This is a genomic window from Salinisphaera sp. SWV1 (assembly GCF_052044155.1).
GTDB lineage: Bacteria > Pseudomonadota > Gammaproteobacteria > Nevskiales > Salinisphaeraceae > Salinisphaera.
The window spans coordinates 1-22,998 of the sequence record NZ_JBQDYE010000042.1; the positions used below are offsets into that span (position 1 = coordinate 1).

General features: G+C 66.1%; 20 protein-coding genes. 1 reads left to right on the plus strand and 19 read right to left on the minus strand.

What is annotated here, in order from left to right:
• The first annotated feature begins 197 nt into the window (after positions 1 to 197).
• Entirely contained in the window at positions 198 to 797 is a 600-nt protein-coding gene (locus tag ACS8YF_RS16545) for a hypothetical protein (protein ID WP_440851252.1), read from the plus strand.
• A gap of 56 nt (positions 798 to 853) precedes the next feature.
• On the opposite strand, the gene coaD is transcribed toward ACS8YF_RS16545, so the two are convergent.
• The 19 genes from coaD to mobH all read right to left on the minus strand — a co-directional run bounded on the left by coaD (position 854) and on the right by mobH (position 22,351).
• Positions 854 to 1,357, minus strand: a complete 504-nt coding sequence (gene coaD / locus ACS8YF_RS16550) for a pantetheine-phosphate adenylyltransferase (RefSeq protein ID WP_440851253.1) — start codon at positions 1,355 to 1,357, stop codon at positions 854 to 856.
• Positions 1,354 to 1,989, minus strand: a complete 636-nt coding sequence (gene rsmD / locus ACS8YF_RS16555) for a 16S rRNA (guanine(966)-N(2))-methyltransferase RsmD (RefSeq protein WP_440851254.1) — start codon at positions 1,987 to 1,989, stop codon at positions 1,354 to 1,356. The genes coaD and rsmD overlap by 4 nt, the downstream gene beginning before the upstream one ends.
• Positions 1,990 to 2,005: 16 nt before the next feature.
• Positions 2,006 to 3,463: a metalloprotease TldD gene (gene tldD, locus ACS8YF_RS16560; RefSeq protein ID WP_440851255.1), complete on the minus strand. Its 1,458-nt coding sequence runs from the start codon at positions 3,461 to 3,463 to the stop codon at positions 2,006 to 2,008.
• 29 nt (positions 3,464 to 3,492) lie between these two features.
• Positions 3,493 to 3,948: a GNAT family N-acetyltransferase gene (locus tag ACS8YF_RS16565; protein WP_440851256.1), complete on the minus strand. Its 456-nt coding sequence runs from the start codon at positions 3,946 to 3,948 to the stop codon at positions 3,493 to 3,495.
• 25 nt (positions 3,949 to 3,973) lie between these two features.
• A complete protein-coding gene (locus ACS8YF_RS16570) occupies positions 3,974 to 4,948 on the minus strand; it encodes a quinone oxidoreductase family protein (RefSeq protein WP_440851257.1) in 975 nt (324 codons plus the stop codon).
• 83 nt (positions 4,949 to 5,031) lie between these two features.
• Positions 5,032 to 5,877, minus strand: a complete 846-nt coding sequence (locus ACS8YF_RS16575) for a carbon-nitrogen hydrolase family protein (RefSeq protein ID WP_440851258.1) — start codon at positions 5,875 to 5,877, stop codon at positions 5,032 to 5,034.
• 63 nt (positions 5,878 to 5,940) lie between these two features.
• Positions 5,941 to 9,879, minus strand: coding sequence for a YhdP family phospholipid transporter (locus ACS8YF_RS16580; protein ID WP_440851259.1), 3,939 nt, complete (start codon positions 9,877 to 9,879; stop codon positions 5,941 to 5,943).
• Between the two features lie 137 nt (positions 9,880 to 10,016).
• The gene (locus tag ACS8YF_RS16585) at positions 10,017 to 11,483 is read right to left on the minus strand and encodes an Rne/Rng family ribonuclease (RefSeq protein WP_440851273.1); all 1,467 of its coding nucleotides are present in this window, start codon (positions 11,481 to 11,483) and stop codon (positions 10,017 to 10,019) included.
• 183 nt (positions 11,484 to 11,666) lie between these two features.
• Positions 11,667 to 12,137, minus strand: a complete 471-nt coding sequence (gene rlmH / locus ACS8YF_RS16590) for a 23S rRNA (pseudouridine(1915)-N(3))-methyltransferase RlmH (protein WP_440851260.1) — start codon at positions 12,135 to 12,137, stop codon at positions 11,667 to 11,669.
• Between the two features lie 105 nt (positions 12,138 to 12,242).
• A complete protein-coding gene (gene rsfS, locus ACS8YF_RS16595; RefSeq protein WP_440851261.1) occupies positions 12,243 to 12,644 on the minus strand; it encodes a ribosome silencing factor in 402 nt (133 codons plus the stop codon).
• Complete coding sequence (nadD, locus tag ACS8YF_RS16600) at positions 12,644 to 13,333, minus strand: nicotinate-nucleotide adenylyltransferase (protein WP_440851262.1); 690 nt, start codon at positions 13,331 to 13,333, stop codon at positions 12,644 to 12,646. The genes rsfS and nadD overlap by 1 nt, the downstream gene beginning before the upstream one ends.
• Complete coding sequence (locus ACS8YF_RS16605) at positions 13,323 to 14,618, minus strand: glutamate-5-semialdehyde dehydrogenase (RefSeq protein WP_440851263.1); 1,296 nt, start codon at positions 14,616 to 14,618, stop codon at positions 13,323 to 13,325. Before ACS8YF_RS16605 ends, nadD begins: the two co-directional genes overlap by 11 nt.
• Positions 14,615 to 15,670 (minus strand): DNA polymerase III subunit delta, encoded by a 1,056-nt coding sequence (gene holA / locus ACS8YF_RS16610; protein WP_440851264.1) that lies wholly within the window; start codon positions 15,668 to 15,670, stop codon positions 14,615 to 14,617. Before holA ends, ACS8YF_RS16605 begins: the two co-directional genes overlap by 4 nt.
• Positions 15,670 to 16,431, minus strand: a complete 762-nt coding sequence (gene speD, locus ACS8YF_RS16615) for an adenosylmethionine decarboxylase (protein WP_109993636.1) — start codon at positions 16,429 to 16,431, stop codon at positions 15,670 to 15,672. Before speD ends, holA begins: the two co-directional genes overlap by 1 nt.
• A gap of 75 nt (positions 16,432 to 16,506) precedes the next feature.
• Positions 16,507 to 16,926, minus strand: a complete 420-nt coding sequence (locus tag ACS8YF_RS16620) for an OsmC family protein (RefSeq protein ID WP_440851265.1) — start codon at positions 16,924 to 16,926, stop codon at positions 16,507 to 16,509.
• A gap of 129 nt (positions 16,927 to 17,055) precedes the next feature.
• Positions 17,056 to 17,853, minus strand: coding sequence for an indole-3-glycerol phosphate synthase TrpC (trpC, locus tag ACS8YF_RS16625; RefSeq protein WP_440851266.1), 798 nt, complete (start codon positions 17,851 to 17,853; stop codon positions 17,056 to 17,058).
• A gap of 98 nt (positions 17,854 to 17,951) precedes the next feature.
• Complete coding sequence (gene trpD, locus ACS8YF_RS16630) at positions 17,952 to 18,989, minus strand: anthranilate phosphoribosyltransferase (RefSeq protein WP_440851267.1); 1,038 nt, start codon at positions 18,987 to 18,989, stop codon at positions 17,952 to 17,954.
• The gene (locus tag ACS8YF_RS16635) at positions 18,986 to 19,591 is read right to left on the minus strand and encodes an anthranilate synthase component II (RefSeq protein ID WP_440851268.1); all 606 of its coding nucleotides are present in this window, start codon (positions 19,589 to 19,591) and stop codon (positions 18,986 to 18,988) included. Before ACS8YF_RS16635 ends, trpD begins: the two co-directional genes overlap by 4 nt.
• Before the next feature lie 870 nt (positions 19,592 to 20,461).
• The gene (gene mobH / locus ACS8YF_RS16640) at positions 20,462 to 22,351 is read right to left on the minus strand and encodes a MobH family relaxase (RefSeq protein WP_353213552.1); all 1,890 of its coding nucleotides are present in this window, start codon (positions 22,349 to 22,351) and stop codon (positions 20,462 to 20,464) included.
• Positions 22,352 to 22,998 lie beyond the last annotated feature (647 nt).

Here is a 22,998-nt window from a genome sequence, read left to right on the forward strand (position 1 = left end):
GTGTGGGTTATGGCTTTATTATCCGAACTCGGTGGGTCATATCCTGACCCTGCTGAGTTTCCGAACTAATCAAGAAAATTTTCGCAACGGACCGGCATGAATTTGTCGACATTTTCGTCCCCATTTAAAGTCAAATCGTTGGAGACGACATTGCGACGGTCTTTATTGTTGGTTTTCAGGAACAGGGAGAACCCAAGATGAATCCGGATCGACTGAAACGGACCGCCCCCTGGGCGCTGGCCTTGATGATTGCGATCGCGACGCCGCCCGCGTTCGCCGCGTCGCACCAGGAGAGCGTGGACATCGGCGGCACGACGCTCCAGCTTGGTGTCGACAAGACCCGGGCCATGGGCGAGGCGCGCTCGCAGTTCAACGTCTCGCCGGCCAGCCAGAACGGGCATTACTTCCTGTATCCCAAGGCGGTGCCACTGGGCAAGAATGGCCAAGCGCAACAGCCCAAGGCGGTGGGCTCGATCACTTTCGCGCACGGGCGGCTGGTGCGTGTAACGCGCAACCTCGGCTCGTTTCGGAGTGCCGATGGCCAGGCCGCGGTGCAGAACATGATCCAGGCCTTCTCCGACGCGCCCAGCCAGGGCCGGCATCCGGCGGTGCATACCGATTCCAGCATGTCGGGCGATGCCAGTACGACGCGGGTCTACTTCAGCTATCCGGATCGCGTGATCCAGGTGCTCGTGTTCCAGCCGGCCGATACCTCCGAACTGGCGACGGTGGACATCACCGAGCAGTACGCTCTGTCGGGCAACCCGCCGCCGGATGACCAGACGATGTCGCCGTAGCGCTATCGTTCAGCGTAGCGACGGCCGTCGACCCCGGCGCGGGGTGGGCGGTTTTTTCATGTCGGCCCGCCGTTGGTCTTGGCGTGCAGGCGATCGGCCACGACACCCGGCACCAGTCCGGTGATACGCCCGTCCAGGAAGGCGATCTCGCGCACCAGCGTCGACGAGATGTGGGCGTATTCGGGCGAGGGCGCGAGCAGTATCGTGTCGATTTCGGGTGCCAGATGCCGGTTCATCACCGCCATCTGTTTCTCGTATTCGTAGTCGCCCACGCCACGGACCCCGCGCACCAGTACATCGACGCCGTGCTTGCGGGCGAAATCGACGATCAGGCCGCTGGCCGACAACACGGTCACGTTGTCCACGTCGGCCAGAACCAGCTGCGCGAGTTCGACCCGTTCGGCGTGGTCGAAGATCGATTTCTTGGATGAATTGCTCGCCACCGCCACGATCAGCTCGCTGAACATGCCGGCGGCGCGCCGGATCACGTCGGCATGGCCGTTGGTGATGGGATCGAATGTGCCGGTATAGGCGGCACGCACATGTTTGGCCTGGCTCATGGCGAGCCATGTTCGCCCGCCGGGCGAAGGCGCGCAAGACAATAGCCCACGCCGGCCGAACGCGACTGGCGCAGGATCTCGTAGTCCGCCGCCAGCCGTTCGCCGATGACCGCCTCGTCGCGGGCCGGATATTCGACATAAACCCGCGTGCGGTGGTCGATCAGGCCGGACAGGCCGGCCAGTGCCGCGGCGTGCAGTTCGGCCTCGAACGGTGGATCGATGAACACGACATCCGCGCGCTCGCCGGCCAGACGATCGGCGGCGTGCGTACCATCGGCGACGAGCACGCGCCCGCGATCGGTCGCGCCCAGCATTTCCAGCGCGGCCTCGATCGCCGTGGCGGTCTGTCGGTCGTTGTCGACAAACACCGCGCGCGCCGCGCCTCGCGACAGGGCCTCGATGCCGAGGGCGCCGGTGCCGGCGAACAGATCGATGCAGCGCGCCCCGGCGAGCATCGGCGCCAGCCAGTTGAACAGGGTCTCGCGGACCCGGTTTGGTGTGGGGCGCAGGCCGGGCCGGTCCGCGACCGGCAGCACGCGGCTGCGCCAGGCGCCGCCGATCACGCGAAGGTGGGCATCGCGTTCCGCGCGGGCCGGGCGGTCGCGCCGCCGGTGGGGGCGTCTGCCGCTCATGGGCGTTCTGCCGTAATCAGGCGGCGCCTTCGGTGCCGCCGACGGTGATCGAGTCGACCTTGAGCGTGGGCTGGCCGACGCCGACCGGTACGCTCTGGCCGTTCTTGCCGCATACGCCGACCCCGGTATCCAGCGCCCAGTCGTTGCCCAGCATTGAGATGCGGCCCAGAACCTCCGGGCCGTTGCCGATCAGCGTGGCGCCCTTGAGCGGCGCGCCGAGCTTGCCGTTGTCGATCCGGTAGGCCTCGTCGCAGGAGAACACGAAGTTGCCCGAAGTGATATCGACCGAGCCGCCGGAGAAATGCGCCGCATAGATGCCGGACTCGACCGAGGCGATGATGTCGGCCGGATCGGTGTCGCCGCCGCGCAGGTAGGTATTGGTCATGCGCGGCATGACGGTATGGGCATACGACTCACGCCGGGCGTTGCCCGTGGCGGGCGTGTCCATCAGGCGCGCGTTGTGCTTGTCCTGCATGTAGCCGACCAGCACGCCGTTCTCGATCAGCGTGTTGGCGGCCGCCGGCGTGCCTTCGTCGTCGATTGTCAGGCTGCCGCGCCGGCCGTCGAGCGTGCCGTCGTCGACCACCGTGCACAGCTCGGAGGCGACCTTCTGCCCGATCTTGCCCGAATAGTTGGAGGCCCCGCGGCGATTGAAATCGCCTTCCAGTCCGTGGCCGACCGCTTCGTGCAACAGCACGCCGGACCAGCCCGCGCTCATCACCACCGGCATGGCGCCGGCGGGTGCGGCTTCGGCCTTGAGCCGGACCAGGGCACGGCGTACCGCCTCGCGGGCGTATTCGGCCACGAGATCGTCGGGGCCGGTGTAGATGTCGTATCCCAGCCGCCCGCCGCCGCCGGCGGTGGCCGATTCGCGCACGCCGTTCTCCTCGACCTGCACCGAGATGTTCAGCCGCACCATCGGCCGCACATCGCCGGCCAGCGTGCCGTCGGAGGCGGCCACCAGCATGGTGTCCGACGAGCCGGCCAGCGACACCGTCACGCGGACCACGCGGGCATCAGCATCGCGCGCGACCTTGTCGGCATGATGCAGCAGCGCGACCTTGGCTTCGGCATCCAGCGTGGCCGCCGGGTCGATCGGCCGGTAGCGCACGGCCGGACCGGTGTCGCGTCGCGTGAGCGCATTCATGCGCGCCGTCTTGCCGTCGCGGGCAATCGCGGCCGCGGCCTGCGATGCCTGGGCGAGTGCCGGAAAGGCCAGTTCGTCGGCATAGGCGAAACCGGTCTGTTCACCGGCCAGTGCCCGTACGCCCACACCCTGGGCGGTGGAGGCGCCGGCGCTGCGGACCACGCTGTCCTCCAGCATCCAGTTCTCGCTTTTCAGGATCTGGAAATACAGGTCGGCATAGTCCACACCCGGTACCATCAGGCCGGACAAGGTGGTTTCGAGTTGTTGCGCGTTGATATTGGCGTGGCCGAGCAGGGCGTCGCTGGCGATATCGAGAGTGTTTTGCATGGCCTCAGATTAACACCTGAGACTCGGGATCAGCCGAGTCGTTTTTGCAAAAACACTCGGTCGCGGCCGTCGTCCATGCGGCGATCGGTTTCCACGTAGCCGTGATGGGCATACCAGGCCCGGTTCTCGTGGGCGATCGCCGGCGTATAGAACCGCACACGGTCGAACCCGCGCGCTGTGGCCTGTTGTTCGGCATGGGCCAGGAGCCGGCCGCCCAGGCCCCGCGATTGAGCGGCGGGATCGACTGCGATGTTCTCGATCCAGAACGTATCGCGGGCATCCAGCACCACGAAGCCCGCCAGCCGGCCGGATCGGCGCAAAACCCAGGTATCGCCCGCCGCGACCACGCGTGCGTAATCGACCGACAGCGGCTGCGGCGGGATGGGCATGCGCTCGACGTAGCGGGCATAAGCCGCCCAGGCGATGTCGCGGATGGCCACGGGGTCGCCGGCCTCGGCACCCCGTATGACGATCTCATCGCGCATTGCCGGCGCCCGGTTGTCGCGATCCTCAGGGAATGAGAATCGTCGAGCCGGTGGTCTTGCGCTCGGCGATCGCCTGCTGGGCGGCGCCGGCTTCTTCCAGGCTGTAGCGCTGGCCGATATGCACCGTCACGTCGCCCGACTCGAGTACCGCGAACAGGTCGGCGCACATCATCTCGAAGCGTTCCGGCGTGTCGGCATAACCGCCCAGGCTGGGCCGGGTGACGAACAGCGAGCCGCCGCGGTTGAGTTCGACCAGATCCACCCCCTCGACCGCGCCCGAGGCGTTGCCGAACGAGACCATCAGGCCGCGTTTCTTCAGGCATTTGAGCGAATCGTGCCAGGTGTCGCGGCCGACCGAGTCGTAGACCACGGGCACACCGGCGCCGTCGGTGAGCGCCAGTACGCGTTCGGGCACCGATTCGCGGGTGTAGTCGATGGTCATCCAGGCGCCGTGGTCGCGGGCGATATCGGCTTTCTCGTCGGAGGAGACGGTCCCGATCACGTGCGCGCCGAGCGCTTTCGCCCACTGGCAGGCGATCAGGCCGACACCGCCGGCCGCGGCGTGGAACAGGAGGGTGTCGCCTTCGGCCACGGCGTAGGTCTGGCGCAGCAGGTACTGCACGGTCAGGCCCTTGAGCAGCGAGGCGGCCGCGGTCTCGAAATCGATGGCATCGGGCAGGGCGACGACGTGATCGGTCGACAGCGTGATCGCATCCGCGTAGGCGCCCTTGGGCCCGAGTACATAGGCGACGCGGTCCCCCACGGCGAAATCCTCGACACCGTCGCCGACCGCGTCGATCACGCCGGCGCCCTCGGAGCCCATCGCGCTCGGCAGTTCGCCCGGGTACAGCCCGGTGCGGAAATAGATATCGATGAAATTCACGCCGATGGCATGGTTTTTCACCCGGACCTCACCGGGGCCGGGCGCGCGAATCTCGGTTTCCACCAGCTCGAGTACCTCGGGGCCGCCGGTTTGCTTGAATTGAATCTGTCGAGCCATGAGAACTCCTTGCATTAAAAGCGTCGTACAGGCGAGTCGAGGCCGGGGCCCCGTCGCCCGCGTGTGCAAAACCGCAACCGAGCCTACGCCAGCCGGCGATGCGACAGGCAGGGAAAGCCCTCGCGCAGGCGCGCGGCGCGGTTGCGATCGATATCGGCGATGACCACCTCATTGGCCTCGGATCGCGCTTCGGCCTGGACCTGCCCCCACGGGTCGCAGATCAGGCTGTGGCCGTAGGTGCGCCGGCCGCTGGCGTGATGCCCGGCCTGGTTGGGCGCGATCATGGTGGCGAGATTTTCCACCGCCCGCGCGCGGGTGAGCAGGTGCCAGTGGGCGGTGCCGGTGGTGTGCGTGAATGCCGACGGGGCGACGATGATTTCGGCGCCGTCGGCGGCCAGCGCCCGGTAGAGTTCGGGAAAGCGCAGGTCGTAGCAGATCGACAGCCCGATGCGGCCGAACGGCGAGTCGATCACCATCGGCGCATTCTTGCCCGCCATGAAGGTCGCCGATTCGCGATACGCCTCGGCCGAATCGGGCATGCCGACATCGAACAGATGGATCTTGTCGTAGCGCGCCACGCGCGTGCCGGTATCGTCGTAGACACACAGCGCCGGGTAGACGCGGTCGGGCTCGGGGCTGGCGATCGGCAGGGTGCCGGCGGCGATCCAGAGGCCGGTCTCGGCCGCGGTCCGGGCCAGAAAATCCTGGATCGGGCCGTCGCCATCGGGCTCGGCCTCGCGCAGCTTGTCGGTTTCGTGCGCGCCCATCAGGGCGAAGTTTTCGGGCAGCACGGCCAGCCGGGCGCCGCGCCGCGCCGCATCGCGCAGCAGGTCGCCCGCGCGCGCGAGATTGGGGTCGACCTCGCCGCGCGAGTTCATCTGGATGGCGGCGACGCGCACGGTATCGAGCGCAGCTCGGGTGTCGCTCATGCCGGGGTTGTCCTTGATTCCATGTCCGTGGGCCGAGGATACGCCGAAGCCACGATGGGATCACTACTGCCCCGGCGTCGGGGATGTGCCGGGCCTGGCCGCGCCGGATGGCGTATTGGCACTGTTGTCGTCGGCCCGCGGATTGACGATCTGGGGATCCTCCCAGCTGCCCTTGAGGTGGTAGCCCACCGACGAGAAGTGCTGGATCGGCTTCTTGAGCAGTTGCTGCACCGCGAACACGGCCGCGCCGACGATCGGGCCGCCCAGCACCGCACTCGCGATTGCCACCCCGCTGCCCACCTTCGGGGTGATGGTGACGTACTCGTTGTAATCCCGTGTGGCCAGACCAATGCGGCCGGTGATGCCGATCTTGACCGACGGCGTCAGGATGCGCGCGTTCTGGCTGTAGGCCTGGCCCCGGTGGATATCGAAATCGGCACGCACCTTGTCGAAGGCCATGCCCTTGTCGACCACGTCGCGGAAATCCAGCCGCAGGCGTCGGGGCAGCACATAGAGATTCAACAGGCCGAGCAGACGCCCCGGTCCGGGGTCCACGGTCAGCAGTGTGCCGTGATCCAGCGCCAGGTGGACGTTGCCTTCCAGATACCGTAGATCGAGCCCGTTCGGATTGGGCTTGATTGCCAGATCGCTTTTGATACGCGCGCGCTTGGCCCGAATGGGTGAGACATAGCCGAAGGTGCGCAGCAGCCGTGACAGGCCGTGGCCGTCGAAATCCGCGTGCGCGCTGGCCTGGCTGACGCCGCTGTCCTGCTGCCAGTGCGCGTTGGCCTGGCCGGTGAGCGCGCCGTTCGCGAGCTGGAAACGATCCAGGCGCCAGCCGTCGGCGGTGCCGGTGGCATCCACATGGGCTTGACCGAAGGATGTGCCGTCGACCACGAAGTTCTGTACGAACAGCTTCATGGCCGGTAGATCGGTGGGCGCCAGGCCGGGCCAGAGCACGGGCGAATCGCTGTTGCCGGCATTACCCGACGAGTGCGGCCGGGCCTTTTGGGTATGCAGCGCCACGCGCTTGAGATTGCCGGCGATACGCGCGGCCTGGCCGGACGGCGAGACCCAGGTGATCTGGCCCTGGCTGTCACCGCCTTCGAAATCCACGCGCCAGCCGGTCGTGTCCGTCATCGGCTGGGCACGGACATGGGGCCTGGCGATGTAGCGGTCGCCGAAACTCAGCCGGCCGATGGTCAGGTCGCCGCCGAGGAACGCCAGGGGCGATGCCGGGGGGGCGGTCTTCGGTTTGGGGTGGTGTGCGGCGGCACGGGCGGCCGGCGCGCCCGGAATATCGGCCGGCGCACCGTAGAGCACGTGGCGTACGACATAGAACCAGCCCAGACCGTCGACCCGCGCCGCATGGCCGCCGATCCACAGGCCGTTGGTATCCGGCGGCTTGATATCGGTGTGGCCTATCAGGGCCTGGATGCGCTCCGGCCGGCCATGGGCGTTCAGGTCGACGGCCAGGCGCAGGCGATGGTCGTAGTGGGCATCGATGTGGCCGTTGCGGGGATCGATCGTGACCGCCAGCGGTGCCGCGGTCGCGGCCGGCTTGGTCAATGGCGCGGGCAGCCGGATCGCCATGCCGGTGAGATCGCTGTTGACCCGGATCGGGCTGATCCGGCCATCGTGCTGGACCGTGAAGGCCACCGTCATGGGCGTCTGGCCTTTACCGTAGATCAACCAGGCTTCCGGCAGATAATGCGCCAATGCCTTGCGGTCCGCCGGCAGGCTCGGCCGCGCGCGGGCGGTGATCCGCTCGCCGCCGTCGGTCCCGCTGGCGATGTCCGCCGAGATCGGTACGCCCATCATCTGCCCGGTCAAGCCGGACGCTTTCACACCGTGGCCGCTGAAGGCCAGCCGGCCGTGAATGCCGGTGATCGGGCCCGGCAGCGTACGCTGTCGCAGCGCATCGCCCCTGGCGTCGATGGTGCCGTCCACCTTGATATGGCCCAGGCCCGGTTTGAGCGGGATGCGCAGCTTGACGCCGACATCCGCCGGTCCGCTGACTTCGATGGCTTGCACCAGCTTGCCGAACTTCCGATGCAGCGGCGAGGCCGATATAAACGACATCAGTTTCGCGGCGGGCGCGCCGCTGGCCTTGCCGGTCAGCTGCATCACCGGCTCGCGCACGTTGCCGACGTGGGCCCGGGCCGCGTCGATGGACATGCCCAGCATCTTCGCGCTCGAGAGATCGAGCGTGAGCTGGTCGCCGTCCAGGGAGAGCTTGCCGCCGGCGTCCGTGACCTTCGGCCATTCCGGCTTGTAGCGCACCGTCGCGCCATGACCGACCAGGGTCATGTGGAAGCCGTTGCCGTTTTTCCCCTGGGCGAAGGGAAAACGATCCATGGGCCCCTTGACCGCGACATGACCGTGATCGAGCGAGCCGGCGAGAATGGCTTTGGGCAGCCAGTCGCGCAGACGCGGGTTGGGCAGATTCTTGCCCTGCGGTATATGCGCCAGCAGGCGGGCGATGTGGGGCGCGACCAGGTCGGCGGTGATATCCGCCACCGGCGCGCCCTGCTTCGGCAGACGGACGTGCCCCGAGGTCACCACATGGGCCTGGCGGCTGGCCAGACGCAGCTTGTCGAGATCGATCGACCAGCCGCCCCGGTCGGATGGCTGCCATTGCAGCCGGCCACCGAGCCCGGTGATGTCGACGTCGCCCTTGATGTAGCGCGCGGCCGACAGCGTCCCGCTGGCGCCTTCGAAGGTCAGCGTGTGCTGCCCCCCCTGCTGACGGTAGCGGCCGGCGATCGGCCCGAAGGCGATTTTCGGATCGTCGACCGTCAGGCCGTGAAAACCGACCTGCGCCGCCAGCGGCTGTCCGGGTTGCCAATGCAGCGCGAGCGTATCGATCGAGCCGTCGATGGCGGCATCCCGCAGGCGCGGTTCGGCCAGACGGGCCATGCGCAACGCCAGTGCTTCGGGCAGATGGCGCGCGGTAACGCGCACGGCATGACTGCGGGTATCGAAACGGGCGTTGGCGTCGAGATCGCCGGATTGCTTCGGCCCGCCGGTCAGCTGCGCCAGCTTGAGGTCGATGCGATGCGCCTCCGGATCGCTCGTGGCCTGAAATACGGCATTAAAGGCGGGGACCAATGGCCGATCGTCGCCGGCGCGCGCCAGCGCTTCACTGGCCAGCGTGATCCGGGTATCGGTCAGGCGATTATTTCGCCAATGGCCGTCCACGTCGAACGACAAGCGGCCGCCGCGCAGGTGGGAGACGATGTTCGTCCGCCCGGCACGGGCGAGGGCCAGGGGGCGGATATTGTCGCTGTGGAGCGAAAACCCGGCGTGGTCGGGGTGCTGCAGCGGCCCCGTGAGTGTGGCGCTGGCATTGATTGACGGCCACCAGGCCGGCCCGTCGGCCGAGGCCGTGGCCTTGAGCCTGTGATCGGCATCATCGTCGAGCGCAATGCGGACATTCGACCATTGCATGCGCCCGCCGGGCAGGCGGTCCGAAACAATCGTCAGCCGGCCGCCCCGGATGCGCACATGCGCAATCTGGCGGCGGACCGCGGCCAGCTTCGACCAGTCGATACCGGCGCCGCCGGAGGGGCCCCAATGGGCCAGCGCAAGCCCCGTGCCGGTGCGCACCAGCGCGGCGTGCGGTGCATCGACGATCAGGCCATCCGGCAGGCGCGACCCCCCGATCAGGTCGGCCAGCGAGAATTCCAGCCCGAGTCGATCGGCCGTGAGCGCGGGTTGCTCCGCGCCGGGCCGGGTGATGCGTGGATCGTCGAGGTAGAGGATCGGGCCATGCCAGCCCCAGCCGATTTCCAGGCCGGAGACCGAGATGTCGGCGTGGATGCGCTGTCCGATGCGCTCGGCGAGCGCCTGGCGATACTGCGGTGCGAAATGATCGAGCAGCCGCACGCCGCCGACCAGAAGGCCCGCCAGGACGACGGTGCTCGCCAGAAGGATGATCAGGCTGCGCTTGATCCAGCCGCGGCGGCGTTTCGGGCGTGGCGCGGGGCTCATCGACGCCATGGCACCGGCGATTTGTCCGGGCCGACGTCATGTACGGATGGGTCGTGGTCAGGGCCGGTCATGGACAGCTCGGCGAGCCGTGTCATGCCGGCACGCCGAACGGTTTGCGGCGCGTCGCAGGCGGTCATCGACTCAGCTTACATCACGACCACATCGAATTGTTCCGGCCCATAGAGCGACTCGGCCTGCAGGCGCACGCTCACGCCCCCATCGGCGCAGACCTGGCGGAAGGCCGCCGCCTGGCTGTCGAGCAGTTGATCGATCGTGTCCGGCGGCGCCAGAACCAGCAACTCGGCATCCGCATGCGGCCGTCGCCGCGCCCGGCGCGCGATCTCGCGGAACAGCTCGAAGGTGATGGTCTCGGCCGTCTTGACGTAACCGCGGCCGCCGCAGGCCTCGCAGGGCGCGCACAACAGATGCTCGAGCGATTCGCGGGTGCGTTTGCGGGTGACTTCCACCAGCCCGAGATTGGAAATCTGGCCGACGGAGGTCTTGGCCGGGTCGGCTGCCAGCGCATCGGCCAGCTGGGCGAGTACCTGCTGCTTGTGATCCGCATCCACCATGTCGATGAAGTCGATCACGATGATGCCGCCGAGATTGCGCAGGCGCAGCTGACGCGCGATGGTCTGGGCGGCTTCCAGGTTCGTGCGCAGCACGGTCTGCTCGAGACTGCGGGTGCCCACGAAGCCGCCGGTGTTCACATCCACCGTGACCATGGCCTCGGTCTGCTCGATGATCAGGAAACCGCCCGACTTGAGCGGCACCCTGGGCTGCAGCGCGCGCTGGATGGCCTCTTCGATGCCGTACTGCGCGAACAGCGGGGTGTCGTCCTCGTACAGCAGCACGCGGTCGGTGAATTCGGGCGCGAAGCGCCGGGTGAACGCGATCATCTCCTGCCAGGCCCGGGCATCGTCGATGATCACGGCCGAGACATCGGGCGTGAGCAGGTCGCGCAGCATGCGGATCGCCAGCGGCAGGTCGCCGTAGACCAGGGTCTCGCCGGGCACATGCCGCGCCTGCTGTTGAATGTCGGCCCATACCGTGGCCAGGAATCGCATATCCGCAGCGAGCGCGGCGATCGGCGCGCCATCGGCCACGGTGCGCACGATGAAGCCGCCGGGCAGCTCGAGTTCGCGCCTGAGATCGGTCACCGCATCGAACAGGCGTGTGCGTTCGGTTTCGCTCTCGATCCGGGCCGAGACGCCGACGCGCGGCGTGTGCGGCATGTACACCAGGAACCGCGACGGAATCGCGAGGTCGGTGGTCAGGCGTGCGCCCTTGGTGCCCATGGCATCGCGGCTGACCTGGACCAGGATGCGATCACCGGCGTGAAGACGCTGCTCGATGCGCGGTGCGTCGTCGCCATGGTCGGCGTCAGGGCGCACCATGTCCGAGATCTGCAGAAAGGCGGCGCGCTCCAGGCCGATATCGACGAACGCCGCCTGCATCCCGGCCAGTACGCGCTGGACCACGCCGAGATAGATATTGCTGACCGCGCTCGCGGTGGCATCGCGCTGGATGTGGATGTCCTGCAGTACGCCGCGCTCGATCTGCGCGGCGCGCGTCTCGCCCGGGCCGACGTTGACCAGGATCTCGACGCGCAGGGTATCGGCTTCGACCAGGGGCTCGGGGCTGCTCACGAGGCCCGACCGCGGCGACCGCCGCCGATGTATTGCGTGATGGATATCGAATGTTTCATCACTCGATTGTCGTCACGATGCCCGTAAACCCGCAACTCAACAATGATCGTAGCCGCAGCGCCGGATGCGCCGGCAACCGGCCTGCAATCAGGCGCGGTGGTACGGGTGGCCGATCAGGATGCTGTGGGCACGGAACAACTGTTCCGCCACGATCACGCGAACCAGCGGGTGCGGCAGGGTCAGGGCGGATAACGAGCGCCGGCTGTCGGCCGCGGCCAGCGAGGCGGGGCCCAGGCCATCGGGGCCGCCGACCAGTAGCGCGCGGTCGCGGCCGTCGCCCATCCAGGTCTTGAGGTCGGTGGCCAGGCCCTCGGTCGACCACGGCTTGCCGTCGACGGTGAGCGCGACGACGTCGGTATCGCGGCCGATCGCCTTCGCCATGCGCTGGTCCTCGGCGGCGATGGCGCGCGCGGTGTCGCCGCCCTCGTGGCGCTTGGCCAGCGGGATCTCGACCAGTTCCAGGCGGCATTCGCGCGGCAGCCGCCGGGCGTAATCCTCGTAGGCCATGGCCACCCATTTGGGCATGCGCCGGCCCACGGCGATCAGTCGAATGCGCACGACGGCCTCAGCTCGACACGCCAGCGTCGGCACACGGCGCGTGCCCGGTCCGGCCGTCGCCGGGCCAACAGACGGTGCGCGCACGCAACCCGGGCACACCGGCGTTCAGTGCGTGGCGCGGGTCGCGTCCGGGTCGGCGATATCCACGTCCCAGAGTTTTTCGAGCTGATAGTAGGCACGGGTCACGGGCTGCATGATGTGCACCAGCACGCCGTTGAGATCGATCAGCACCCATTCGGACTGTTCGAGTCCTTCCACGCGCGGCGTAAGCCCGGCCTTTTTGGCGTGGGCGATCACGGTCTCGCCGATGCGCTTGACGTGGCGGCCGGAGCGGCCGGTGCAGATCACCATATGCTCCGCCATCGTGGTCAGCGCGGCGATGTCCAGTACCTTGACCGATTCGCCCTTGAGCTCCTCGACGGCATCGAGCGCCAGGCGCAGGGTATTTTCAGTAGGCGCCGCGGTGGCGGCGTGGAGTGCTTCGGTCGGCGTGTTGTTTGCTGCCATTATTCCTTGGCCTCGCCCGTGGACGAGTGATAGATACGAGAATCCATAATGTCGTCGAGAATCGCCGCCGGCAAGAGGTAGCGCGGGCTGGCGCCCGAGGCGATCAGCGCGCGTATGCGGCTGGCGGAGATCGCCAACGGCGGCGGCGCGTAGTTGTAGATCACGCCGGCCCGGCTGTGGTGCAGGTCGTCGACGTCGTCGCTCGAGCGGGCATCGAGTTCCGCCGTGGCCTCCGGCGCGTATTCGGCCGACAGCCCGGGGCGCTCGATCAGCACGATATGGGCGTAGTCGAACAGCTTGCGCCATTCATGCCAGCTCGGCAGTTTGGCGAACACGTCGCGGCCCATGATCAGGCACAGCGGGTTGTGTGGAAAATCCGCGCGCAGCGAGGCCAGGGTATCGACCGTATAGGACGCGCCCTTGCGCATCAGTTCGCGGTCGTCCAGCGCCAGCCGCGGCTCGTTGGCGGTGGCCACGCGGATCCACTTGGCGCGCTGGCCCGGCGTGGCCCCGGGCTGCTCGCGGTGCGGCGGCCGGCCGTTCGGGATCAGGCGCACCTGGGCCAGTTTGAGATCCGTGGCCAGTTCCATGGCCAGGCGCAGATGGCCGTTGTGTACGGGATCGAAGGTGCCGCCGAGAATACCGATCGGGCCCTGGATGTTGTCCATCGCAACCTGTCTAGCGGACATGGCCGTCGCCGAAGACCACATATTTCTGGGACGTCAGGCCCTCCAGTCCGACCGGGCCGCGCGCATGCAGCTTGTCGGTGGATATGCCGATCTCCGCGCCCAGACCGTATTCGAAGCCGTCGGCGAAGCGGGTCGAGGCGTTGACCATGACCGATGCCGAATCCACCGCGCGAATGAACGCCCGCGCGCGGGTGAGGTTCTCGGTCACGATGGCGTCGGTGTGGTGCGAGCCCCAGCGCTCGATGTGATCGATCGCGGCGTCCATGTCGGGCACGATGCGTACCGCCAGCGTGGGCGCCAGATACTCGGCGGCCCAGTCGTCGTCGGTGGCGGGCTGGACGTCGGGGCCGAGGAGCTTGCGCGTGGCCTCGCAGCCGCGCAGCGTCACGCCGGCCTGACGCAGGTCGTGGGCCAGCGGTTCCAGGATCGATTGCGCCACGGACTCGGCCACCAGCAGGGTTTCCATTGTGTTGCAGGTGCCGTAGCGCTGGGTCTTGGCGTTGACCGCGATGGCGATCGCCTTGTCGCGCTCCGCCGATTCGTCGATATAGACGTGGCAGACGCCATCCAGATGCTTGATCACCGGCATCTTCGCGTGGTTGGCCACGAACTCGATCAGGCCCTTGCCGCCCCGCGGCACGATGACATCGATGAACTCCGGCATGGCAAGCATGGCGGCGACCGCCTCGCGATCGGTGGTCTCGACCACCTGCACGGCCTCGCGCGGCAGGCCGGCGTCGCTCAGCCCGCGCGCCACCGCCGCGGCGATGGCCTGATTGGAATGCGCCGACTCCGAGCCGCCCCGCAGGATGGCCGCGTTACCCGATTTCAGGCACAGGGCGGCCGCATCCGCGGTCACGTTCGGGCGCGATTCGTAGATGATGCCGATCACGCCCAGCGGCACGCGCATGCGCCCGACCTGGATGCCGGACGGCCGGAAGTTGAGGTCGGTCAGGCTGCCGATCGGATCCGCCAGCGCCGCCACCTGATGCACGCCCTCGGCCATGCGCTCGATGCGCGCGGAGCTGAGCTGCAGGCGTTCGATCGCTGCGTCGTCGAGCTTGCCGCGGGCATCGCGGATATCCCGGGCGTTGGCCGCGAGAATCGCGTCCTGCTGCGCCGTCAGGGCTTCGGCAATGGCGAACAGGGCGGCGTTTTTCTCGCCCGGCTCGGCCGCGGCCATGCGCCGGGCGGCGCGCCGGGCGGATTCGCCCAGGCCGCGGATCTGACGGGTCACGCGGGAGGAGGAGGCCTCGCCGCCGGGTTCGCGTAGGTTCGCGCTCATGGCGATCGTGTCGTGGCAAATGAAGGTTGTGAAGTCTGCGCGCCCGGGGTTCGACCCGAGAGGGCAATGGTCAATGTTATCAGTTCATCCCAGGCCCGGCCCGGCGCCGCCCCCTTGTTGATGGCATCGGCCCGGGCCGCCTGGCGCAGCAGACACGCCAGACGGGCCGGATCGGCGGCCCGCGCAGCCCTGGAAATCTGGCGCTTGCGGGGCACCGGCATGAATATCTTGTTCATGAAGGCGTCGAGCCGGTTGGCCCGGGCCGCCAGTGCCGCCTGGTAGAGGGTGCGCAGATCGTTGACCAGTGCCCAGGTGATCGGCACGGCGTCCACGCCCTCGGCGCGCAGCCGGTACAGGCTCTTGACCGCGCCGGCCGTATCGCCGTCGAGCGCCTTGGCCGGCAGGTCGAAGATATCGAAGCGGGCGTGATCGCTGGCCGCCGCGGCGACTTCGGCGTGATCGACCGTGGTGTCGGGGTACAACAGCGCCAGCCGATCGATTTCCTGCGCCGCGGCCAGCAGGTTGCCTTCATTCTGGGTGGCCAGGAGCTGGGCGGCTTCGCGCGTGAGCGCGAGATCGTGCGTACCCGCCCGGCGCTCGATCCAGGCGACCATGCGAGATGCCGGCAACGGCCATGCATAGCTGACCACGCCGGCCCTGGCCACCGCCTTGTACCAGGCGCTCTTGCGGGCCGACGCCGCCAGGCCGGGGGCGACGATCAGCAGCAGCGTATCGGGCGCATCCTGCTTGAGGAAATCCGCGATCGCGGCCGAGCCGGGTTTGCCGGGGCCCTTGTCGGGCAGATGCAGTTCCACGATGCGCCGGGCGGCGAACAGCGATTGATTGGCCCCGGCCGTGGCCAGCTGCGCCCAATCGAAGCCGGGCTCGGCGTGCAGGACATCGCGCTCGTCGAAACCTTCGTCGCGGGCACGCCGGCGCACCGCGTCGGCTGCCTCGACCACCTGCAACGGCTCGCTGCCGGCCAGTACATAGGCACGGGCGAGCGGGTGGCGGGCGAATTCGGTCTCGAAATCCTCGGCGCGAATATCCATCAGCCGAGGTTGCGGCCATAGAAGATATCGGTGATCTCGCCGGCGATGCGCTGGCCGAGATCCTCGGCTTCCTCGGCGGGCAGATCGGCGGCGTTCTCGGCGAACAGGTAGTTGTCGAGATCGAACTCGGTCAGCCGCATCTTGGTATGAAAGATGCGCTCGGACAGGACGTTGACGTCGACCATCTGGTAACGCTCGCGGATGTCGGGCGCGATGTAGTCCTGGATCGAGTGAATCGTGTGATCGATGAAATGCTTGGCGCCGTCGACGTCGCGCGTGAAGCCGCGGACCCGGTAATCGAGCGTGACCACGTCCGACTCGAAGCTGCGAATCAGATGATCCAGCGCCTTGAGCGGCGAGATCAGCCCGCAGGTGGATACATCGATGTCGGCGCGAAAGGTGGAGATGCCGTCGTCCGGATGGAACTCCGGATAGGTATGCACCGTGATGTGGCTCTTGTCGAGATGGCCCACCACGGCCTCCGACATCGGGCCCTCGTAGGCATACTCCTCGGCGATCAGGATGGTCACGCTCGCGCCTTCGGGCTCGTAGTCCTGGCGGGCGACATTCAGGATCTGCGCGCCGATGATGTTCGACACCTCGGTGAGGATCTGGGTCAGCCGATCGGCGTTGAACACCTCGTCGATATAAGCGATGTAGGCCTGCTTCTGCTCGCGTGTGCGGGCATAGCAGATATCGTAGATATTGAACGAAAGCGACTTCGTCAGATTGTTGAAGCCGTGCAGGCGAAGTTTATCCATGGCGTTCGCAAAAGCGATGGTCGGAGGCGCAGTATCCGGCGTATGCAGGCCGCGTCAAGCGTGCGGCGGACGCGCTCACTCGGCTTCGTGGATGGTGTAGCCGTGAGTCATGTTCACGGCCTGGGCCAGCATGATCGAGGCCGAGCAATATTTCTCGGCGGACAGCTCGACCGCCCGGGCCACGTGTTTTTCGCTCAGGTTGCGGCCGCTGACGATGAACTGGACGTGGATGTCGGTGAACACCCTGGGCTCGGTTTCGGCCCGCGTGCCGTCGACCTCGATCCGGCAGTCGGTCACGTCCTGGCGCGATTTCTTCAGGATATGCATCACGTCCATCGCGCTGCAGCCGCCCACCGACAGCAGCATCATCTCCATCGGCCGGAAACCGGCGTTCTTGCCGCCGAGATCGGGCGGGCCGTCGATCGTGACGTGGTGGTCGCTATCGGCCCGGCCGTCGAATTCCAGGCCGTCTTTCCAGTTCAGGGTCGCTTTCATCGAATCGCGCTTACGGTTGTCTTCTCATCATGATGTAAGGCATCCGCAGGGAAATAAAAGAGGCGCGGTGGTTTCGGGCCGCGCTGGCCGGTGCCATGTGGGGCGGCCGGCAAGGCCGAGGATGGTGGTTCAGTCGATAAGCCGGGCCAGCGCTTGCCCTGGATCGGGCTGGCGCATGAAGGACTCGCCGACCAGCAGTGCATCGAAGCCGGCATCGGCCAGCCGCATGCGGTCTTCGGGCGTGAAAATGCCGCTTTCGCTGACGAGGAGACGGTCGCCGACGATACGCTCGCGCAGCGCCAGGCTGACGTCCAGGCTGGTGTCGAAGGTATGCAGGTCGCGATTGTTGATGCCGAGGATGGTGTGCCCGGGCAGGGTCAGCACCCGGTCGAGTTCCTCGGCATCGTGGACTTCGGCGAGCACATCCATGCCCAGTTCGAAGGCCCGCGCGGCCAGCTCGGCCATCAAGTCGGTGGACAACGCAGCGGCGATCAGCAGGATGCAGTCGGCGCCGAGCGCGCGCGACTGGTCGATCTGGACTGGATCGATCATGAAGTCCTTGCGCAGCACCGGCAGATCGCAGGCGTCGCGCGCGATGCCCAGGAAGGCGTCGTCGCCCTGGAAATAATCGCGGTCGGTAAGCACCGAAAGACAGGCCGCGCCGCCCGCCGCGTATCGCTGCGCCAGCCAGGCGACATCGAAATCCTCGCGAATCAGCCCCTTGCTGGGCGAGGCTTTCTTGATCTCGGCGATCACCGAACGCGGGCGCTTGCCCTCCAGTGCCGCCGCGAAGCCGCGCGGCGCCTCGGCGGCGGCCACGGCGTCCGCCAGGGCGCCCGGGTCGGTGGCGGCGACGAACGCGGCGATTTCTTCACGCTTTCGCGCCAGGATACGGTCGAGGATAGTGTCGGTGGTCTGAATGCTCATGGCCGCGCCGCGGGTTGGTAATAAGACGAGGGGGCGGCGACTCGGCGCCGGCCCGGGCATAGCCTAACGCGATCGGGCTGCGAGCGCGGGCCGCGCGATCAGGCGCTCGCCGCGCGTGCCCGGGTAAACGCGGCGACTTCCGCCATGCGTCGCGCCGCAGCCCCGCTGACGATGGTCTCGCGCGCCAATGCCACGCCGGCCGCCAGGTTCGGCGACTGGCCGCCGACGTAAAGCGCCGCGCCGGCATTGAAGGCAATGATATCGGCCGCCAGGTCGAACTGGCCGGCGAACGCTTTTTCGATCACCGCCAGGGATTCGGCCGCACTGGTCACGCGCAGCGTATCGAGCGAGCCGCGTTCCAGACCGACATCCTCCGGCGCGATCTTGTAGCTGACGACGGCGCCGTCGCGCAGTTCGGCGACCCGGGTCGGCGCGTTGATCGACAGTTCGTCGAGGCCGTCCTCGCCATGCACGATCATCACATGCCGGCTGCCGAGCTTGCCCAGCACTTCGGCCAGCGGCTCGCACAGATGGCCGTTGAACACGCCCATGATCTGGTTGCGCGCGCCGGCGGGGTTGGTCAGCGGCCCGAGCAGATTGAACAGCGTGCGGATACCGAGTTCGCGGCGTACGCCCACGGCGTGTTTCATCGCGCCGTGATGGGCCGGGGCGAACATGAAGCCGACGCCGAGTTGACGAATGCAGGCGGCGACTTCGTCGGCCGTGGTCTCCAGGTTCAGGCCGGCGGCTTCCAGCAGGTCGGCGCTGCCGGACTTGCTCGAAACCGAGCGGTTGCCGTGCTTGGCGACATGCCCGCCGGCTGCGGCGGCCACGAACGCCGCCGCGGTGGAGACATTGAACAACCCCGAGCCGTCGCCGCCGGTGCCGCAGGTGTCGACCAGTGTTTCGGCGATGTCGGGCGCCACCGGTACATCGGTGGCCAGTTCGCGCATGACGGCCGCGGCGGCGGCGATTTCGTCGATCGATTCGCCTTTCATGCGCAGGCCCATGAGGAACGCGCCGATCTGGGCCGGGGTGGCGCCGCCGGTCATGATCGAGCGCATGGCCGCGGCCATGCGCTCGGGCGCCAGATCCCGGCCGCGCGCGATATCGTCGAGCAGGGGTGCGTCGATCATGCCGGGTCGGCCTTCAACTCGCCGCAGCGCTTGAGGAAGGTGTGCAGCATCGCGTGGCCGTGATCCGAAAGGATGGATTCGGGATGGAACTGCACGCCCTCGGCGCCGGTGGGGGTATGGATGAGCCCCATGATTTCGTCCATCTCGCCGTCGGCGGTTTCGGTCCAGGCGGTGATCTCGAAATCGGCCGGCAGGCCGTCGCGGGCCACGATCAACGAGTGATAGCGGGTCGCGGTCAACCGATCCGCCAGATTCTCGAACACGCCACGCCCGGTATGGCGGATGGTGGAGGTCTTGCCGTGCATGACCTGGCGGGCACGCGTGACCGTCGCGCCGAACGCCCGCCCCAGCGCCTGATGACCGAGACACACGCCGAAGATCGGCAGGCGATGGGCCATGCGCTGGATCAGCTCGATCGACACGCCCGCCTCTTCCGGCCCGCAGGGCCCGGGCGAGACCACCACGCCGGCCGGCGCCATGCGCTCGATCTCCGCGACCGTGATTTCGTCGTTGCGTACCACATGCACTTCGGCGTCGAGCTCGCCCAGATACTGCACGAGGTTGTAGGTGAACGAATCGTAGTTATCGAGCATCAGGATCATTTCGCTAATAACCTATTGAATTATAAGAACTAAAACTTATGATCCATCGCTTTTTATACACATTGTTATACACATCTGCCTTGGAGCGCCCTAGAAACATGCCGCCAGATCGACAGGCATAGCGTACCGAGGCGTCGCGATGATCGCTCCGCCGCCCAACTGGCGATAGGGTGAAGCAACATTCCGCCACGCTCCGAAACACCCGATCTGGCTTGTGCTGGGCTAGGCATATAAGATCGTCCGACCGGCGTCGAGACTGACGCGTCACTCTGCCTTGAACGGGACGCAAGAGCATAGCGGCCTCTTGTTCGCGGTCGCCACGTTAGCGGAAGGGTGAGGAATTTGGGTCGCACTGGCGAATTTCCTTAAACGGGAGCCGCCATGCCGGAGAGCCATCTAAACTACCGCCTCGCCGACCGGTCACGGCGGCAAGATGCAGTTCTAAACCGCAACAATATGCCGCTCCTACTGGAAGCGCCACCACAAAGCTGTGCCTGTTGATACGGTATAGGTCACGATAGTTAGCTGATCAGGTTGAGGTCTTGGCCCACCGGGGAACCCATTACACGTTCACGTTAAAAGCCCAATGTTACCCTAATCATAACGTGTGATAGGAACCTCTGTCGACGACCAGCCTCGTCCATGCGGCCAGTGCATACGGCCGCGACAGAGGTTGCGCCAATGCGGAATACGCGCGACCGATTAAGTTTCGTGTGGACTGCCTACGCCCAGTTTGTGGATTGCCAAGGCGCTGCTGAAATAACACCTAAATTTTCGTGTGCGGCTTGGCTATTCATTGCCCAGCGCCTGCCTGGAGGCGGCTGGCTCAAGGCGACATGCGGTCGTGTTGATTCTTTCGCCGCTTGGTACCTACCCGCAGCTCTTCCTCACGGTAGAGTCGATACGTGCACTTGGCGTTGAAGTCGCGTCTAATAGGGTAATGGCCGGATTGGGCTCCGGCAAATTGATGCCCAACGTCGCAACAGGATCCGGGATCAGGATCACTTTCAGGAGTGATTGTTTCCGGCTGCCTGTTGCCTGGCAGGTCCAGATGTTCTCGTCTTTGGGCGTCTTGCGATGTAGCTTGAGCTTCTGAAATCGCTTCTGTGCATGACTCCAATTCGCCGAATCGAAGTCACGGAATATCCGCGGGGAGACAAGGGCGAGACCTTCGGGCAGGATGTGAATACGGGCCTGGACTGTGTTGATCGGTACCGTGTCGTCCTCGATAGACTGTTTCAGCCACGCCACGAATCGCTCGCCGGCGTCGCTTTCAGCATCCATGCTCTCGACCTGACCGTCCGCGTGGTGTTCTCTGTTCGGTTTCTTCTTGACAGGCGAGGGCGTAGCTGTTCCAGCACTTGATTCGTCCGCCGGCCCTGGTTCATCGGCCGTTGCAGCCTCATCAACCGCTGTCGGCTGGGCCGTAATGTCGAACGGCAGTGGCAACCCGTCGACCGAGTTGTGGTCGAAGCCCGCTGTTTCAGACCCCGAATCCGGTGCCGGCGGCTCGGTCGGTGCTGTGGTCTGCGGCTTGGTTTCTGCGTCGACAGTCCGGGCCGTGGCCGCAGACGCTGAGTCGGCATCGTCTGTCTCAGTTTCAATCGGCTCGACATGTCCATCCATCGAATCCGGGCGTCGTGTAGGATCCGACCAGATCCGGCTCGCATCCATGCGCAGGCATGTCAGCTGGTGCTGCCAGTCACCGATCGTGATCTGACACATCCATACGGCACGATCCCGGTCGTTGGCGACCAACAGGCCATGCTGTTGCAGTTCATCCATCAACCGATCATTGCGCGTTGGAATGCCGGGTTGTCCTTCCTCGATTAGGTGCGTGCGGAGCTTGTCGAGCGTGGTCTTGGACACCAGCCAAAGTGTGTCGCCGTCGAGATACGCCGCAGCGCCGCGTCGGTTCATTGGCAACTCGCCGTTATCCAACAGATAGCGCAGTCCAGTAAGCAAGCGCTCGACAAGCGGTTTGGCCTTGGCTGTCGGCAGTTGCACATTCTTGCTGCCGCTGAGATTGCGCGCGACCGACAAGCCATCGGCCTTACCCACGATTTCACCGATCGCGCCGGCATCCGGCAAATCACCCTGGATCGCCGCGAGCCAGTTATGTAGCGCGCTTTGGTCGCTTGCAATCCATTGTAAGCCTTTGATCGGAATCAGATGGTGCGCCAGCAACGGCGGTATGCGCTCGTGGTGACGGTAAATACGTTTTGGATTGAACTCGATACCATACGTCGCACCGACCGGCATTGGACCGTGGACGGGCGACCAGACAGTACAACGTCCGCCTGGATCGCCATAGAGCGTGATGCACTGATCCGTGATTGGTTTGCCGAGGTCGTGGAGCAGGGCTGCGGTAACGCAGGCATAAGTCCACAGGTCCTGGACTCGAGATTGAACTTCGGGCGCTTCTCCTCGTGGCAGGATGATGCCTTGTTTCAGATCCAGGGTATGGCGCGCGACTTCAATGCCATGCTGTAGCAGGCCACCGACGCCCGCGTGATGATGGGATTCCGACGCAGGAAGACGCTGAACCAGCGCCGCGTAATTATCGAAGACCGCCTGGTACAGTGATCGCCAATGCTGGGCCGGCACGCCAGCGCGGGCGCGAATTGCTGCGATCTCGCTTTCAAACGGGGCGAGCAACTCCGATGAGGCTAGAACTGTGAAGCGATGGCGTGCGGCGCCATCGGCCGTGCCAGCGGGGACGCTGGCACGGAGCCATTTCTTGAAAACAGAAACGATCATGAGGATCGATCATGCCGGTTCGCGCCGGTTCTGGGTGCAATAAATGCACTCGGGAACCGAGTGAATTTATGCCCTTGCGCGCTCGCGCGGCCCTTTCGCCCTTTCAACGGGCGCTATAGCGGCCTTTGACCGGGTAAGCCCATTACCATTGAAAAACCTATTCCATTCGGCCCTTTGCGCTAGCCTTTCGACCTTTTCGCTATAACCGCTGTTAGGTAAAAGGCCGCGCATTGCGCGGCCCAGGTGAATACCGATTTGAGCATGTCGCTCGCGACGCGCTGCGGTGTGAAAGCGCGCATCGCCTGATTGGAAAATTGCCCCGAGGCTATGACGTCGGCCTCGCCGTCAGTAAGGCTCGGTCACGCGGGTTCGGTATGGGGCGTCGGAACCTGATTCATCTTTGGGCACGGATCACCGCACAAAGGGGCGTCGTCGACTTCCGGTGACGAGCAGCCGGCGTGGTAAAAGAAGGCCGTGGCCTTCCCGCGATCGGCTCCGAGAACCGGCCCTGGGAAGGCCACGGCGCGACCACGCCTGAATCAGTTAAGCAAAATGCGCCCGCTCACAACGGGCGCTATGTAAAGCGTCTCGGATATTGATGGGCTGAGATTGCGCGTCTTGCCCGTCGAGAACGCAGAATCGGATCT

What these genes read in the sequence shown, in the direction of transcription:
- ACS8YF_RS16545 (WP_440851252.1), top strand. Translation starts at nt 198, where the DNA reads ATGAATCCGGATCGACTGAAACGGACCGCCCCCTGGGCGCTGGCCTTG.
- coaD (WP_440851253.1), bottom strand. Translation starts at nt 1,357, where the DNA reads ATGAGCCAGGCCAAACATGTGCGTGCCGCCTATACCGGCACATTCGAT.
- rsmD (WP_440851254.1), bottom strand. Translation starts at nt 1,989, where the DNA reads ATGAGCGGCAGACGCCCCCACCGGCGGCGCGACCGCCCGGCCCGCGCG.
- tldD (WP_440851255.1), bottom strand. Translation starts at nt 3,463, where the DNA reads ATGCAAAACACTCTCGATATCGCCAGCGACGCCCTGCTCGGCCACGCC.
- ACS8YF_RS16565 (WP_440851256.1), bottom strand. Translation starts at nt 3,948, where the DNA reads ATGCGCGATGAGATCGTCATACGGGGTGCCGAGGCCGGCGACCCCGTG.
- ACS8YF_RS16570 (WP_440851257.1), bottom strand. Translation starts at nt 4,948, where the DNA reads ATGGCTCGACAGATTCAATTCAAGCAAACCGGCGGCCCCGAGGTACTC.
- ACS8YF_RS16575 (WP_440851258.1), bottom strand. Translation starts at nt 5,877, where the DNA reads ATGAGCGACACCCGAGCTGCGCTCGATACCGTGCGCGTCGCCGCCATC.
- ACS8YF_RS16580 (WP_440851259.1), bottom strand. Translation starts at nt 9,879, where the DNA reads ATGGCGTCGATGAGCCCCGCGCCACGCCCGAAACGCCGCCGCGGCTGG.
- rsfS (WP_440851261.1), bottom strand. Translation starts at nt 12,644, where the DNA reads ATGGCAGCAAACAACACGCCGACCGAAGCACTCCACGCCGCCACCGCG.
- nadD (WP_440851262.1), bottom strand. Translation starts at nt 13,333, where the DNA reads ATGTCCGCTAGACAGGTTGCGATGGACAACATCCAGGGCCCGATCGGT.
- ACS8YF_RS16605 (WP_440851263.1), bottom strand. Translation starts at nt 14,618, where the DNA reads ATGAGCGCGAACCTACGCGAACCCGGCGGCGAGGCCTCCTCCTCCCGC.
- holA (WP_440851264.1), bottom strand. Translation starts at nt 15,670, where the DNA reads ATGGATATTCGCGCCGAGGATTTCGAGACCGAATTCGCCCGCCACCCG.
- speD (WP_109993636.1), bottom strand. Translation starts at nt 16,431, where the DNA reads ATGGATAAACTTCGCCTGCACGGCTTCAACAATCTGACGAAGTCGCTT.
- ACS8YF_RS16620 (WP_440851265.1), bottom strand. Translation starts at nt 16,926, where the DNA reads ATGAAAGCGACCCTGAACTGGAAAGACGGCCTGGAATTCGACGGCCGG.
- trpC (WP_440851266.1), bottom strand. Translation starts at nt 17,853, where the DNA reads ATGAGCATTCAGACCACCGACACTATCCTCGACCGTATCCTGGCGCGA.
- trpD (WP_440851267.1), bottom strand. Translation starts at nt 18,989, where the DNA reads ATGATCGACGCACCCCTGCTCGACGATATCGCGCGCGGCCGGGATCTG.
- ACS8YF_RS16635 (WP_440851268.1), bottom strand. Translation starts at nt 19,591, where the DNA reads ATGATCCTGATGCTCGATAACTACGATTCGTTCACCTACAACCTCGTG.
- mobH (WP_353213552.1), bottom strand. Translation starts at nt 22,351, where the DNA reads ATGATCGTTTCTGTTTTCAAGAAATGGCTCCGTGCCAGCGTCCCCGCT.